The organism is Legionella sp. 227 (assembly GCF_043161935.1).
Lineage (GTDB): Bacteria > Pseudomonadota > Gammaproteobacteria > Legionellales > Legionellaceae > Legionella > Legionella sheltonii.
Genome location: NZ_CP171154.1, coordinates 1566940 through 1580749, shown reverse-complemented (window position 1 = coordinate 1580749; position 13810 = coordinate 1566940). Strand labels below are relative to the sequence as shown.

Sequence of the window (13810 nt, the reverse complement as noted above, 5' to 3'; positions counted from 1 at the left end):
CTCTATCTTTTTATTGGTATTGTTCCAATACTTTATCTATAGATTCAGGAGTCAGATTCTCATGATAATCCTTGTCCACTTGCATCATTGGTGCGTTAACACAAGCACCTAAGCATTCAACAGATCTTAAGGTAAAGCGCCCATCATCTGTTGTTTGACCTAATTTAATGCCTAATTTTTTTTCTAAATGCTCAACAACTGCAGCTGAGTCACGCAGCATACATGAAATATTTGTACAAACATTAATTGAATGTCTGCCGACTTGTTTGAGTTCATACATCGTATAGAAACTGGCAACCTCGTAAACAGCAATAGGCGGCATATCAAGATAATCAGCTACAGCATCCATTAGTTCGGTGCTTAGGTGGCCATGTTCTTCTTGGACGATTCTCAATGCGCTCATTACCGCAGATTGCTTTTGATCCTGTGGATATTTTGCTACCCAATGATCTATGTCCTTTATTCTTTGAGCTGACACCAATTGATTTAATATTTTTGCTGAATTATCAGACATTTCTAAAAACCTTTTTAAATTGTAATTTTCTGGAACATCTTTTAACAATTATCAAAAATGATATCCCACAAATTAACGATCGATTTCACCAAATACTATATCCTGGCTCGCCAAAATTGCGACACCATCAGCGATCATATGTCCTCTTGTCATCGCATCGTAGCTGGACAGATGCGCAAATCCAGGAGCACGAATTTTCATTCTATAGGGTTTATTAGCACCATCAGATACCATATAAATACCAAATTCACCTTTAGGTGCCTCAACAGCGCTATACACTTCCCCAGCTGGCAAACAAAAACCTTCAGTAAACAGTTTAAAGTGATGGATTAAGGCTTCCATATCTTCTTTCATTTCAACGCGGCGCGGCGGGGTAATCTTATGATCATCAATGCGAACCGGACCGGGATTTGCTTTAAGCCATTCAATACATTGTCTCACGATGCGATTAGATTGCCTTAACTCTTCTACGCGAACTAAATAGCGATCATAGCAGTCACCAGTTTTACCTACTGGAATATCAAAATCCACACGATCATATACAGCATAACTCTGTTTCTTGCGCAGATCCCACGCAATTCCAGAACCACGAAGCATTGGGCCAGTAAAACCCCATTGCAAGGCTTCTTCCGGGGAAACAATACCGATATCTACAGTACGTTGTTTCCATATTCTATTGTCAGTTAACAAGGTTTCATATTCATCAACACAATGAGAAAAACGCTCAGTAAATGCCCATAGAAAATCAAGCAAAGTTCCGCTTCGATCTTCATTTAGTTTTTCAATTTCACGATCATTATGCCATCTTGATGCTTTATATTGAGGCATGGTGTCTGGCAGATCACGAGCAACGCCGCCAGGTCGATAATATTTAGCATGCATACGAGCCCCTGATACGGCTTCATAGCAATCAAAAAGGTCTTCGCGCTCTCTGAAACAATACAAAAATACAGTCATTGCTCCAATATCTAATGCAATAGCACCTAACCATAACAGGTGATTCAAAATTCGGGTTATTTCATCAAACATGGTACGAATGTATTGAGCACGAAGTGGGGCCTCAATACCTAAAAGCTTCTCTATAGCTCGTACGTAGGCGTGCTCATTACACATCATAGACACATAATCCAGTCGGTCCATGTAACCAATAGATTGAAGATAAGGCTTTGTCTCTGCCAATTTTTCTGTTGCACGATGAAGTAATCCTATATGTGGATCTGCGCGAACAATCGTCTCTCCTTCAAGTTCAAGAACCAAGCGCAATACACCATGTGCTGCTGGATGTTGTGGACCAAAGTTTAGAGTGTAATTCTTCAATTCAATCATTTTTTGCCCCTTTTATCACCAATATACCGGTTATCTTCGCGGATAACCTTGGGCACCAAAATTCTGGGCTCGATATCTACAGGTTCATAGATAACTTTTTCGAGTTTTGCGTCATAGCGCATTTCAACATGACCACTGAGTGGGAAATCTTTACGGAATGGGTGTCCGATAAATCCATAATCAGTCAATATGCGTCTTAAATCAGGATGTCCTTCAAACAAAATACCAAATAAGTCATAAGCTTCACGCTCAAACCAATTCGCGCCTTTCCACAAATGATGTACAGAAGGAACAATTAAATGAGACTCATCTACAAATACTTTAACGCGTAAACGATGATTTTTTTTGGTTGAAAGTAAATGGTAAACTACAGCAAAACGGGGTCTATCCAAAGTATACGCTTTAGCTTCTTGGCGTTCCACGCCTCGAGAGAAACCACTTTCTGTTGCTGATTCTGTTTCCCAATCATATTCACCATAGAGCAGGTAATCTACAGCACAAAGATCGATAAGTTGATCAAAAGAAAATGCGTCGAGATCACGCAATTCCAACATCATTGCTTTTAAATTTGATATACCACACTCAATAGTTACTTCATCATAAGCGACAGTAATATCATTAATATGGCTTGATAGTTCACTTTTGAGTTGTTCAACCAAAGAATCATTTTTTGTCATCTATTTGCACCTTTGATGATCTTAAGCTTCTAAGACTTTTTTATGCCTGATTTTGTTCTGCAATTGAATAATGCCATACAGCAATGCTTCCGCAGTTGGAGGACAACCTGGCACGTATACATCTACTGGGACAATACGATCACACCCTCGAACTACCGAGTAAGAGTAATGATAATATCCTCCACCGTTCGCACAAGAACCCATAGAAATAACCCATCGAGGGTCGGGCATTTGATCATACACTTTACGTAAAGCAGGAGCCATTTTATTGCATAAGGTACCGGCAACTATCATTACATCGGATTGACGTGGACTAGGACGGAAAATAATACCGAATCGATCCAGGTCATAACGTGCCGCACCAACGTGCATCATTTCTACTGCACAACATGCTAATCCAAAAGTCATAGGCCACATAGAACCACTACGTGCCCATCCGAGAAGTTTCTCGACTGAAGTCGTTACAAAGCCACTTTTTTGCAATTCTGCAACCGCCATAGCTAGCCTCTAAGCAGATAAATATTAATAAAAAATCACCTCTGACTGCTTCTTCTTGTTCGAAGTTGCGTTCAGAAGTGAATTTGGAACCTGTTTACAACGCTAGTGTCTTGGTCATCGTCCATCGATTTTTAAATATGCTTCTATTTATTCAAAAATCAGGCAATAGGCTCAATCTAGCGTATTGTCAACAAGCTCTACTTCGCACTCTTATTATCTATTCCCACTCGAGTGCGCCTCGTTTCCATTCATAAATAAAACCAATAACCAATAATCCTAAAAATAACATCATTCCAGCAAAACCAAACCAGCCAATTTTGCGTAAAACTAAGGCCCATGGAAAGAAAAATGCTGTTTCCAAATCAAAAATAATAAATAATATGGCTACAAGATAAAAACGAACATCAAATGGAATGTGTGAATTTTCAAAAGCTCCAAAGCCACATTCATAGGGAGAATTCTTGGCACTATCAGGCTTATGCTTTGAAAATAAGGCGCCTGCCCCAATCATTGCGATACCTAATGCCAATCCGACAATTATGAAAATGAGAACAGGTAAATATTGAGATAGCATTTTTTCACCTTGCACGGATTAAAATGGTGCCGAAGGCCGGACTCGAACCGGCACGGCTTTCGCCACCGCCCCCTCAAGACGGCGTGTCTACCAATTCCACCACTTCGGCATATTCTTTTTTGGACTGTTTACAGTTCTACTTCTTGACTTATCTGCCTTAATTTCTGCACTTCACTATCCTAAAATCAAGTCTTTTAAGTCAAGCAAGCCTAACGTGAACAAGCTCCATTAATTCTATTTTTAAGCCTTGGGGTACGCTCTTCAACGCAACTCAAGGAATCTTATTTATTCTTTTTACTGTTATCTACTGGCACTGGAATTGAATTCGCAGGTGCACTAGTTTGCTGAGGAATTACTTGTTGCTCTGTTTTTTGATATTGTACAGACACCAAGTAAGATAACAATAAACTGGTGACAAAAAAGGTCAATGCTAAGCCACCTGTTAACTTAAATAAAAACCCACCTGTTCCTTGGCTTCCAAATAATGTATTTGAAGCCCCAGATCCAAAAGCTGCACCGATATCAGCGCCTTTGCCATGTTGGATAAGAACCAAGCCTATTAAAACCACAGCAACGATTACATGAATCATTAATATCAATTGATACATTTCACAATTTCCACAAACTGTTTCGCGTTCAACGATGCACCGCCTACCAAACCACCATCTACATCTGGCATGGTAAATAATGCCCTGGCATTGTTTTCATTTACACTACCTCCATAGAGAAGTGATAAACGTTCGGCATCGCTATGATTAATCTCTGCAACCCGTCTTCTAATAAACTGATGTACTTCCTGCGCTTGTTCCGGTGATGCAGTTTTTCCTGTACCTATCGCCCAAACGGGTTCATAAGCTACAACACAATCACGAAAGCAATTTTTATCGTGTTCGCTTATTGCGAGCAATTGCTTGGCAATTACTTGCTCTGTTTGTCCTGCTTCACGTTCTTTTAGCGTTTCACCGACGCAAAGAACCGGTATCATACCATGTTCTTTTACATGGTGGAATTTTTGCGCTACAAAATTTTCATCTTCGTGAAAACAGTGTCTTCTCTCAGAATGTCCAACCAATACATAGCGACAGTTGAAATCCTTTAGCATAGGTGCTGATATCTCCCCAGTATACGCCCCAAAATCTTTTGGATAGATATTCTGGGCACCTATCTCAATTTTACAATCAGCAAGTATATCTCGAACCTTCGGGATATAAATAGCTGGTGGCATGACAATAACTTGGACATCATTAGTAGAATTTAGTAATTCTCTAAGCTCTTTACTTAGTTGAATCACCTGCTGCAGCTGACCATTCATCTTCCAGTTGCCAGCAACTATCTTATGTCTCATCTATGCCCCCACGCTTTCAATTGCGGACTATACCCAAAGTCATTGCTGATGTGTAGCCCTAAAGCGATTTTTTTATTTAAAGGTTTAGTAGATAAAAAGTCTATCCGACCTCTTTTATTACTGAAAACCCAAATTTCTCTCAATTTGGCTTATATCCTCACAGAGCTTCTGTGCATGCTGTCTCACTATAGATTCATTCATGCCTTCTACCATAACACGTAATAAGGGCTCGGTACCTGAAGGCCTGAGTAGCACTCTTCCTTCACCATTTAAGCTTGACTCTAAAGCCCTAACTACTTCGATCACTTGCGTATGTTCTGCAAGTAAGGTGGCGTAGTTGGTTTTTAAATTCACTAAGCTTTGCGGTAATAAATTAATCCCTTCAATGAGCTGCTGCAGGGATTTCCCCTGTTTTACCATAATCGAAAGTACTTGTAAGGCCGCCACGATGCCATCGCCTGTAGTGGTTTTATCCAAACAAACGATATGACCCGATGTTTCACCACCAATTTTCCAATCTTTTTCTCGCAAAGCCTCTAACACATATCGGTCGCCGACCCGTGTTCTTACGAAAGGAATACCTAAACTTTTAATCGCGATTTCTAGGCCATAGTTGCTCATTTGAGTACCAACTACACCGCCATTTAAGACACCACGCTGATGCCTATCTTTAGCAATAATATAAAGGATCTGATCTCCATCAATTAAACGACCATTAGCGTCGATTAATACCACACGATCCCCATCGCCATCTAAGCCAATGCCAATATCTGCACCCGTGCTTACAACTTTTTGCCTTAAAAGCTCAGGAGACGTTGAGCCGCAATCTTCATTGATATTAAAACCATCAGGACGATTGCCTATGGAAATAACTTGCGCACCAAGCTCTGAAAAAACATTAGGTGCAATGTGATAGGTCGCCCCATTTGCACAATCAACTACAATTTTTAAACCAGATAGTCTTGTTAAAGATGGAATAGTGGATTTGCAAAATTCGATGTAACGTCCGCTTGCATCGTTTATTCGCGTTGCCTTACCTAAATTTTGTGAGGGTACTGTCTGCATTTTCTTTTCGAGTTCTGCTTCAATTGCCAACTCAACACTATCGGGTAGTTTCCCCCCCTCTGAAGAAAAAAACTTGATTCCATTATCTTCAAAAAGGTTATGAGATGCACTGATCACAATCCCTGCATTGGCTCTAAGTGTTTGAGTCAGATAAGCGATAGCAGGCGTTGGCATAGGTCCTAATAAAGCAACATCGACGCCAGCAGCTGAGAGTCCTGCTTCTAAAGCAGACTCTAACATGTAACCTGATACCCTTGTATCTTTCCCAATAACTACTTTTTTGCGATGACCATTAGCCAGTACGCGGCCAACCGCCCAGCCTAATTTCAACACAAATTCAGGGTTAATATTGGATAAACCCACATGCCCCCGTATCCCATCAGTACCAAAATATTTACGTTGACTCATCCTTAACCACCTTCTTATTAAGAATTTATAGCTCGCGTGAGCTGCTAAACGTCCGCCTTACCAATCATGGTGATCATATGCAACGCTTGATTTGTTTCATCTACATCATGCGTTCTTATGATACTCGCACCTTTCAATGCTGCATAAACTGCGACCGCTATACTTCCTATCAACCGCTCACCCACCTCTTTAGCAAGTACTGCCCCAATTGTGCTTTTACGTGAAACCCCTAAAAGCAGCGGCATTGCAAATGTTGCAAAGCTATCAAGATTTTTGACTAAGAGCAAATTATCTTGTACTTGTTTTCCAAATCCAAAGCCTGGATCTAGGATTATATTTCTTTTTTTGATCCCCACACGCTCACACTCAGCAATACGTTCTGAAAAAAACTGCGTCACTTCTGTAAGCACACCATGTGGATAATAGGGCTGGTGTTGCATATTGTGAGGCTCTCCTTGCATGTGCATCAAACAAACTGGAACTGCAAGTTTCGCAGCCATTTCAAGCGCTCCTTGACTACGTAAAGCATAAACATCATTAATTAGGTTAGCGCCTGCGGATACTGCAGCCTCCATTACTTCGGGTTTATTTGTATCAATTGAGATGCAAACATCTGAATGAGCACGAATTTGTTCGATAACAGGAATAACACGCTTTAATTCAGCATCTATTGGAACAGACTGCGCTCCAGGTCGAGTAGATTGTCCCCCAATATCAATTAAATCAGCTCCCTGGCTAATTAAGTGAAATGCATGCTCACAAGCCCTGCCCATGGATAAAAATTTGCCTCCATCAGAAAAAGAGTCTGGAGTGACATTTAATATACCCATAATGAGTGGTTTTTCTGGGGAATTTTTTAAAATAGGTTGGCGTTCAAGCCAACCTGAAAATTGCTTTATGTTCACCTGCTTCTCTCACTAATAGTATCAGTGCTCTTCAGCAGGATTTACAATGACTTCATGCTCTGATGGTTTTTCTGGCGAGTTATTTACCACTTCGGCACCATCTAAAGGTTTTGATGAACCCCAATCTTCCGGAGGAGAAGGCTCTTTACCGGACATAATCTCTTGTATTTGCTTGAAGTCTATAGTTTCGTATTTAATTAGGCTTTGAGCCATTAAGTGCAATTTATCCATATTCGAAACCAGAATTTCCTTGGCACGCTTATAATTTCTATCAATGATTGCACGTACTTCATCATCAATTTGTTGCGCCGTTCTATCTGACATTTCCTTATGTTTATTCATTGAGCGACCTAAAAATACTTCTTCTTCTTCTTCGCCAAAAGTAAGTGGCCCCAAAGTTGATAAGCCCCAAGTTGTGACCATTTTACGCGCGATTTCAGTGGAACGCATAATGTCATTCGATGCACCGGTGGTCACGCTATCGACACCAAAGATAAGCTCTTCTGCAATTCGGCCACCAAATAAACTGGATAATTGGCTTTCCAGACGTCGTTTACTGTGACTGTATCTATCTTGTTCTGGTAAGAACATCGTCACACCCAGAGCACGGCCTCGTGGAATTATAGAGACTTTATAAACAGGATCATGCTCTGGGACACTTAAACCTACAATCGCATGACCGGCTTCATGGTAAGCAGTCAATTTTTTCTCATTATCATCCATCACCATAGAGCGCCGTTCAGCCCCCATCATGATTTTATCTTTTGCTTTATCCAGCTCTATCATGCTGACTTTACGTTTATTAGCACGAGCGGCAAATAAAGCGGCTTCGTTCACAAGATTTGCTAAATCTGCTCCTGAGAATCCTGGGGTACCTCGAGCAATCGCCATAATATCGACATTGCCATCAACTGGAACCTTTTGCAAATGCACTCTTAATATTTGTTCCCGACCTCGAATATCCGGTAAAGGAACTACAACCTGGCGATCAAAGCGGCCTGGACGTAATAATGCAGGGTCCAAAACATCCGGACGGTTTGTTGCTGCAACAACAATAACCCCTTCACTGCCTTCAAAACCATCCATCTCAACCAGCAATTGGTTTAGCGTTTGTTCACGTTCATCATGACCTCCGCCAAGACCAGCACCACGGTGGCGACCTACGGCATCAATTTCATCAATGAAAATAATGCAGGGCGCGTGTTTTTTAGCTTGTTCAAACATATCACGAACACGAGATGCACCAACACCAACAAACATTTCAACAAAATCTGAACCTGAAATGGTAAAGAATGGTACCTTAGCTTCACCAGCAACAGCTCGGGCTAAAAGAGTTTTACCAGTTCCAGGAGAACCAACTAATAATACACCGCGCGGAATACGTCCACCCAGATTTTGGAATTTGGTCGGGTCGCGTAAAAAATCAACTAATTCTTTCACTTCTTCTTTCGCTTCGTCGACTCCAGCTACATCCGCAAAAGTTACTTTAACTTGATCTTCACCAAGCAAGCGTGCACGTGAACGGCCAAAAGACATTGCCCCTCGGCCACCCCCGCCTTGCATCTGGCGCATGAAAAAAACCCATACCCCAATTAAAAGCAGCATAGGGAACCAGTTGATAAATAAATGGAGAAGGAAGCTTTCTTGTTGCTTTTCTTGGCCACTTACATCGACTTTGCTTTTCAATAATTCACCAAGCAATGCGTTATCTTGCATCGGCATGTATGTAACAAAACGTTTGTTATTTTTCGTCATCCCTTTGATGATTTTATCATCCTCAATGGTGACTGAATTAACCATACCTTGATCGACTTCTTTCAAAAACTGGCTGTAAGAGAGTTTCTCAGCGACCGAGTTTCGAGGGCCGAAATTACTGAAAACTGAAACAAGCACAATTGCTATAATCAGCCATAAAAATAAATTCTTAACCATGTCGTTCAAAGTATTAACCTCGTTAGTGACGTACAGCTTTATTTTATGATCGAATTCCTTTAGATCATAAAGTTACTATAAATTGTATCCCTTTGCCAGCAAATAGGTTTCTTTTGAGCGAGCTCGCGAAGCTGAAGGCTTCCGAATCACGACTTTCTCAAAAGAAGCTCTCGCCTGTTTTACTAAATCATCAAAGCCAACTCCATGAAAGATTTTAATAAGCATGGACCCACCAGGCTTTAACATTTTCTCCGCAAAATCAAAAGCCAGTTCCACCAAATACATGGCCCGGGGAATATCAATTGCTGCGGAGCCACTCATATTTGGGGCCATATCTGATAATAACAAGTCAACACTGCGCTCTGGAATTAGATCCATCAGTTTTTGCAACACTTCATCTTCTCGAAAATCACCGAGAATAACATCGACATCAGGTAAAGCATCCATAGGCAATATATCCAAAGCGACGATGCGGCCGCGTCCTTGTAACCGTTCAGATACATACTGAGTCCACCCTCCAGGGGCCGCCCCTAGATCAACTACAGTCATCCCAGGTTTAAGCAAAGACTCTTTCTCGTCTACCTCTTTTAATTTGTATACGGCACGGCTACGATAGCCTTCTGCTTGTGCTTTTTTTACATAAACATCATCAAAGTGCTCTTGCAACCACCGTTTACTGCTTTTCGTACGCTTCATAAATTTATTTATGAGTATCAGTTAAATCTATGATACTGAATTTCACTACCTTTTCCCAGCAAAACGTGCAATAATTTGCCATTTTATCAATCAACCTCCAAAATAATTGAATTATTGGAGGGTATTAAGGAAACGTTACAGTGGATACCGCACTCAAAAAAGCGCTTAAAGCCCAAGCACATCACTTAAAACCTGTCGTACTTCTTGGAGCCAAAGGATTAACTGAAGCAGTGATTGCAGAAACAGATGTTGCATTGCTTTCGCACGAATTAATTAAGGTAAAAATTAACGGTGCAGAAAAAGAAGACCGACTGATTATGGCAGGTGAGCTATGCCAGCAACTGCATGCAGAACTGATACAAATGATAGGTAATACCGTGATTATGTACCGTAAAAATGAAGAGAAACATAAGTGACAGAACTGCGAGTATTGTATACACTAGATTATTGTTTAGCAAAACACATATTCCCTTCAAAATCCAATCCCTAAATTAATTGTGAAAGGTGCGGGCAAATAAGGGTTATTAAATTATCGTATGGCCTATGATATTAAAATACATTCCAAATGCTCTGACTTTATTACGTCTCCTATTAATTGGGCCTTTTATATTTTATTTATACCATCATGAGTACACGATTGCTTTTTATTTATTTATATTTGCTGGATTAAGTGATGGTTTGGATGGCTTTTTAGCCCGAAGTTTTAACTGGCAAAGTTTTTTTGGTTCGTTCATTGATCCGCTCGCTGATAAATTATTAATTGCCACCAGCTTCATCTCTTTAGCCTTAATTGGCGTTTTGCCTTGGTGGCTAGTCATTTTAGTTTTCTTCAGAGATTTGACAATTTCCTTAGGGGTCCTGGCTTGGTATCAATTTATTCGCCGCAAACTGGACTTTCAACCCACATTACTCAGTAAGATTAATACAGCATTACAATTAACGCTTGTTACCTCGTGTTTATTTGAATTAGCTTATTTTGAATTTCCTCCCTACCTCCTTAATGTCTTGATCCTTTTAACGACGTTTACTACAGCAATTACTTATATTGATTATATCTGGACATGGGGCAGAAAAGCTTGGCCCAAAAAAGAACCATCATAATGAATAAGCAATTAGCACTGGCTATAAAATTAAATGATGAATCAACCCTAGCTGATTTCAATTGGGGTTCGAATAAACTCCTGCAGCAACAATTACATAACATGCTCACGCATAGAGAAGATCGGTTACTTTATCTGTGGGGCAATAAAGGTAGTGGAAAAACTCACTTATTGCAGGCATGTTGTCAAGCCGTTAATTCCACTCAAACCGCCATCTATCTCCCATTGACCCTTCTTAAAGAATGGGGACCGCAAACCATAGAAGGTGTGGAAGAACAAGAATTAATCTGTATCGATGATATAGACATGATTGCCAAAAATCCTGAATGGGAAGAAGCTTTATTCCATTTATACAATAAAATTAAAGACATGGAAAAAAGTACTTTAATCATTTCGGGAAATCAATCACCAACCACAATCCCCATCCAGTTAGCTGACTTACGCTCTAGATTAAGCTGGGGTTTGGTCATCCAGTTAATGGAATTAAACGATGAAGATAAAATTAATACCTTAAAACTGCATGCTTTAAAACGCGGATTTGATTTACCCAATAGTGTAGGGCAATTCCTCCTGAATCGATGTTCGCGAAACATGCATGATTTGCAAAATTTGCTTAATCGTTTGGATGATGCTTCCCTTGCCGCGCAACGAAAAATAACCATTCCTTTTGTAAAAGATATCTTAAATATATAACTTCAAAAAGCAGACCAAATTCCAATGAATGGATTGCTTGTATCGAATGTCAACAAGCTCTAGATGCAAAAACACAGGGTCTTATCTAAATTTTCCTGCTCACTGGAAATAGGCGGTAATAAATCCGGAGATTTAAGGAAGGAATAATAATTTGTGCTTGCTTTTATTTTAATGGCTGCCCGCTCCACCGTAGGCTCATCCTCGTTAACGCCAACACGGTCCCCTAACTGAGCCAGTCTATTTGCTAATCTGGATGCATTAATTATTTTTTTCTCTAAATTGGCGAGCTTTTTTGTTTCCTTTATTATCAAATCCTGATCACATAATTTCTGCACATTTTCTTCATTCAGGCCAAACCAGCTGCTCATTAACTTATTTAGTCCAGGGCGCTCAACATACCAATAAAGACTTAATGCGGCTATTCCAACTAGAGTACTAAAAATAATTACCGGCCAAAAAGTCGGAATTATTGAAGTGACAAAGAGACTGGATATGAAAAGTGCTACTGATTGGCCTGCAAAAAAACCGCCGCCAAAAAAAAGGACTGCGGACGCTCCTGAAATTAGAGTCTTGGCCATTTGCATGTCGTCACTATGAAGCGCCTGATCAAATTGCTTACTTGCCTCTGTCAGCGATTTAAAACGTGTTTGCAACATGGAAATTATTTTTTTTAATTGTTGTAAATCACTCGGAGACAACTCTGAATCTGAAAAATCGTATCTCTCGATTTTTTTTCTGATGGATTTAATCAACTGCAATTGCGACAAGTAGGCATCTAATAATTTATAAGCTTCGCTAAGCTTAACTCCCAAGGCATTTGATACTTTGACTAAATCAAACCCACAAAAAACGATTACAGAAAGAAATGAAAATACAAATCCAGCAGCAAGAATCACTGACGAGGACAACTCGAAAATGCTCAACATGGTAACAATACCATCAAATCCCTGACAAGCAGCGACCAAAATGCCTGCCGCGGTAAGTAATGCAAACTTGATTTTGTCTGTCACCGACTCGTCTTTATCTTCTTTGGGCAATTTGATGTCATCCCCTTTCATAGCTGCAAATAAATCGTGCAACAGCTCCTTTCTTAGGGAGACCATAATAAATTCGATTTTTTGTTGCTCTGCTTTTGACTTATTGGAATGACTTGGCTGTTCTTTTTTTAGCCAGCTCATCAACGTGGTCAGATCAACAGACGACGTAATAGAAGGAAGTTCATCGCGTTGGGCACCAGATGCTACCCAATACTTCCTTATCAATTTTTGAGAACGTAGGCTAATTAAGATGTTCATTTCTTTCTCATTATCGCAGTTGGGTGAAGACAAACTCAGTGCTTTAAAAAATCTTGTCTACGTCCCGTGCCTTGTTCCCAGGAGCCAGTGATGTTGGATTATTCTTGGATTCCGAGGACTGGCCACAGAACGTAGAAGTGGAATAAGCTTAGCGTTCCCTCAATTTAATGGCAGTAAACGATAGCCCCAGGGTCTAATATGGAATCTGGACGTTACCACGCTTCACCTCGATTACAACTTTTCAACTTTATTACCTAGTACTGCACAATAGTACAATAGAATCCATCCATATGAACACAGTTTATCCAATTTATCTTAAAAACTCCTTGATAAATATGGGGTTCTCAGCAATAAGATTGCAAATTATATAACTTCTTTGATTAACATATGGGCATGCAGTATAATTAATGTACGAACATTGACTAAGGAAGCGAACATGAAAAAACTTGTTATCGCAGCACTAGTGTTTGTACCTACACTCCTATTAAGTGGTTGTTATGTTTCCACTTATCCCGGAGGCTACTATTATTCTGGCTATTATCCAAGTTACTACTCAAGCTACTATTATCCAAGTGGTGGTTACTACTATTCTGGCTGGGGTCATCGAGGAAACTGGGGTTATTGGGGTGGTCGTGGCTGGTATGGTGGTCACGGTTGGCACGGTGGTGGCTGGCATGGCGGCTGGCATGGTTGGCACGGCGGCCACGGCCACTGGAGATAAGATTGAATCAGTTAACCTAAATTCGCGAGTGAATTTAGGTTAACATTATTCTTCCAAATTG

The 13810-nt window shown here is 40.3% G+C and carries 16 protein-coding genes and 1 tRNA gene; 4 read left to right on the top strand and 13 right to left on the bottom strand.

The window, feature by feature from the left end; translation table 11 throughout:
• Positions 1-10: 10 nt before the first annotated feature.
• The 12 genes from nuoE to rlmE all read right to left on the bottom strand — a co-directional run bounded on the left by nuoE (position 11) and on the right by rlmE (position 9940).
• Positions 11-514, bottom strand: coding sequence for an NADH-quinone oxidoreductase subunit NuoE (nuoE, locus tag ACF8MK_RS06765; protein WP_265703506.1), 504 nt, complete (start codon positions 512-514; stop codon positions 11-13).
• Positions 515-586: 72 nt separating this feature from the next.
• Positions 587-1840 (bottom strand): NADH-quinone oxidoreductase subunit D, encoded by a 1254-nt coding sequence (locus ACF8MK_RS06760; RefSeq protein WP_392538691.1) that lies wholly within the window; start codon positions 1838-1840, stop codon positions 587-589.
• Positions 1837-2517: an NADH-quinone oxidoreductase subunit C gene (locus ACF8MK_RS06755; RefSeq protein ID WP_265703508.1), complete on the bottom strand. Its 681-nt coding sequence runs from the start codon at positions 2515-2517 to the stop codon at positions 1837-1839. The genes ACF8MK_RS06760 and ACF8MK_RS06755 overlap by 4 nt, the downstream gene beginning before the upstream one ends.
• Before the next feature lie 21 nt (positions 2518-2538).
• Positions 2539-3015 (bottom strand): NADH-quinone oxidoreductase subunit B family protein, encoded by a 477-nt coding sequence (locus ACF8MK_RS06750; protein WP_028381738.1) that lies wholly within the window; start codon positions 3013-3015, stop codon positions 2539-2541.
• A gap of 217 nt (positions 3016-3232) precedes the next feature.
• Positions 3233-3589: an NADH-quinone oxidoreductase subunit A gene (locus ACF8MK_RS06745; protein ID WP_028381737.1), complete on the bottom strand. Its 357-nt coding sequence runs from the start codon at positions 3587-3589 to the stop codon at positions 3233-3235.
• A 24-nt stretch (positions 3590-3613) separates the two neighbouring features.
• Positions 3614-3698, bottom strand: a tRNA-Leu gene (locus ACF8MK_RS06740).
• 172 nt (positions 3699-3870) lie between these two features.
• Positions 3871-4197 carry a preprotein translocase subunit SecG gene (secG, locus tag ACF8MK_RS06735; protein ID WP_265703509.1) on the bottom strand — a complete coding sequence of 109 codons (327 nt, stop codon included), beginning with the start codon at positions 4195-4197 and terminating at the stop codon, positions 3871-3873.
• Positions 4185-4934: a triose-phosphate isomerase gene (tpiA, locus tag ACF8MK_RS06730; RefSeq protein WP_392538690.1), complete on the bottom strand. Its 750-nt coding sequence runs from the start codon at positions 4932-4934 to the stop codon at positions 4185-4187. Before tpiA ends, secG begins: the two co-directional genes overlap by 13 nt.
• A 117-nt stretch (positions 4935-5051) precedes the next feature.
• Positions 5052-6407, bottom strand: a complete 1356-nt coding sequence (gene glmM / locus ACF8MK_RS06725) for a phosphoglucosamine mutase (protein WP_392538689.1) — start codon at positions 6405-6407, stop codon at positions 5052-5054.
• A gap of 44 nt (positions 6408-6451) precedes the next feature.
• Positions 6452-7312 carry a dihydropteroate synthase gene (gene folP, locus ACF8MK_RS06720; RefSeq protein ID WP_265703512.1) on the bottom strand — a complete coding sequence of 287 codons (861 nt, stop codon included), beginning with the start codon at positions 7310-7312 and terminating at the stop codon, positions 6452-6454.
• A 21-nt stretch (positions 7313-7333) separates the two neighbouring features.
• On the bottom strand, positions 7334-9244 hold the full coding sequence (gene ftsH / locus ACF8MK_RS06715) for an ATP-dependent zinc metalloprotease FtsH (protein WP_265703655.1): 1911 nt from the start codon (positions 9242-9244) through the stop codon (positions 7334-7336).
• A gap of 75 nt (positions 9245-9319) precedes the next feature.
• Complete coding sequence (gene rlmE / locus ACF8MK_RS06710; RefSeq protein ID WP_028381731.1) at positions 9320-9940, bottom strand: 23S rRNA (uridine(2552)-2'-O)-methyltransferase RlmE; 621 nt, start codon at positions 9938-9940, stop codon at positions 9320-9322.
• 140 nt (positions 9941-10080) lie between these two features.
• Between rlmE and yhbY the strand changes: the two genes are divergently transcribed.
• The 3 genes from yhbY to hda all read left to right on the top strand — a co-directional run bounded on the left by yhbY (position 10081) and on the right by hda (position 11733).
• Positions 10081-10356 carry a ribosome assembly RNA-binding protein YhbY gene (gene yhbY, locus ACF8MK_RS06705; protein WP_392538688.1) on the top strand — a complete coding sequence of 92 codons (276 nt, stop codon included), beginning with the start codon at positions 10081-10083 and terminating at the stop codon, positions 10354-10356.
• 127 nt (positions 10357-10483) lie between these two features.
• A complete protein-coding gene (locus ACF8MK_RS06700) occupies positions 10484-11041 on the top strand; it encodes a CDP-alcohol phosphatidyltransferase family protein (RefSeq protein ID WP_265703514.1) in 558 nt (185 codons plus the stop codon).
• On the top strand, positions 11041-11733 hold the full coding sequence (hda, locus tag ACF8MK_RS06695) for a DnaA regulatory inactivator Hda (protein ID WP_265703515.1): 693 nt from the start codon (positions 11041-11043) through the stop codon (positions 11731-11733). The genes ACF8MK_RS06700 and hda overlap by 1 nt, the downstream gene beginning before the upstream one ends.
• Positions 11734-11792: 59 nt before the next feature.
• On the opposite strand, the gene ACF8MK_RS06690 is transcribed toward hda, so the two are convergent.
• On the bottom strand, positions 11793-13028 hold the full coding sequence (locus ACF8MK_RS06690) for a hypothetical protein (protein ID WP_392538687.1): 1236 nt from the start codon (positions 13026-13028) through the stop codon (positions 11793-11795).
• 376 nt (positions 13029-13404) lie between these two features.
• Between ACF8MK_RS06690 and ACF8MK_RS06685 the strand changes: the two genes are divergently transcribed.
• Complete coding sequence (locus ACF8MK_RS06685) at positions 13405-13749, top strand: hypothetical protein (protein ID WP_392538686.1); 345 nt, start codon at positions 13405-13407, stop codon at positions 13747-13749.
• Positions 13750-13810: the final 61 nt, after the last annotated feature.

Bases quoted from the DNA above. Each gene is read 5' to 3' on its own strand.
- nuoE (WP_265703506.1), bottom strand. From the start codon at position 514: ATGTCTGATAATTCAGCAAAAATATTAAATCAATTGGTGTCAGCTCAA.
- ACF8MK_RS06760 (WP_392538691.1), bottom strand. From the start codon at position 1,840: ATGATTGAATTGAAGAATTACACTCTAAACTTTGGTCCACAACATCCA.
- ACF8MK_RS06755 (WP_265703508.1), bottom strand. From the start codon at position 2,517: ATGACAAAAAATGATTCTTTGGTTGAACAACTCAAAAGTGAACTATCA.
- ACF8MK_RS06750 (WP_028381738.1), bottom strand. From the start codon at position 3,015: ATGGCGGTTGCAGAATTGCAAAAAAGTGGCTTTGTAACGACTTCAGTC.
- ACF8MK_RS06745 (WP_028381737.1), bottom strand. From the start codon at position 3,589: ATGCTATCTCAATATTTACCTGTTCTCATTTTCATAATTGTCGGATTG.
- secG (WP_265703509.1), bottom strand. From the start codon at position 4,197: ATGTATCAATTGATATTAATGATTCATGTAATCGTTGCTGTGGTTTTA.
- tpiA (WP_392538690.1), bottom strand. From the start codon at position 4,934: ATGAGACATAAGATAGTTGCTGGCAACTGGAAGATGAATGGTCAGCTG.
- glmM (WP_392538689.1), bottom strand. From the start codon at position 6,407: ATGAGTCAACGTAAATATTTTGGTACTGATGGGATACGGGGGCATGTG.
- ftsH (WP_265703655.1), bottom strand. From the start codon at position 9,244: ATGGTTAAGAATTTATTTTTATGGCTGATTATAGCAATTGTGCTTGTT.
- rlmE (WP_028381731.1), bottom strand. From the start codon at position 9,940: ATGAAGCGTACGAAAAGCAGTAAACGGTGGTTGCAAGAGCACTTTGAT.
- ACF8MK_RS06700 (WP_265703514.1), top strand. From the start codon at position 10,484: ATGATATTAAAATACATTCCAAATGCTCTGACTTTATTACGTCTCCTA.
- hda (WP_265703515.1), top strand. From the start codon at position 11,041: ATGAATAAGCAATTAGCACTGGCTATAAAATTAAATGATGAATCAACC.
- ACF8MK_RS06690 (WP_392538687.1), bottom strand. From the start codon at position 13,028: ATGAACATCTTAATTAGCCTACGTTCTCAAAAATTGATAAGGAAGTAT.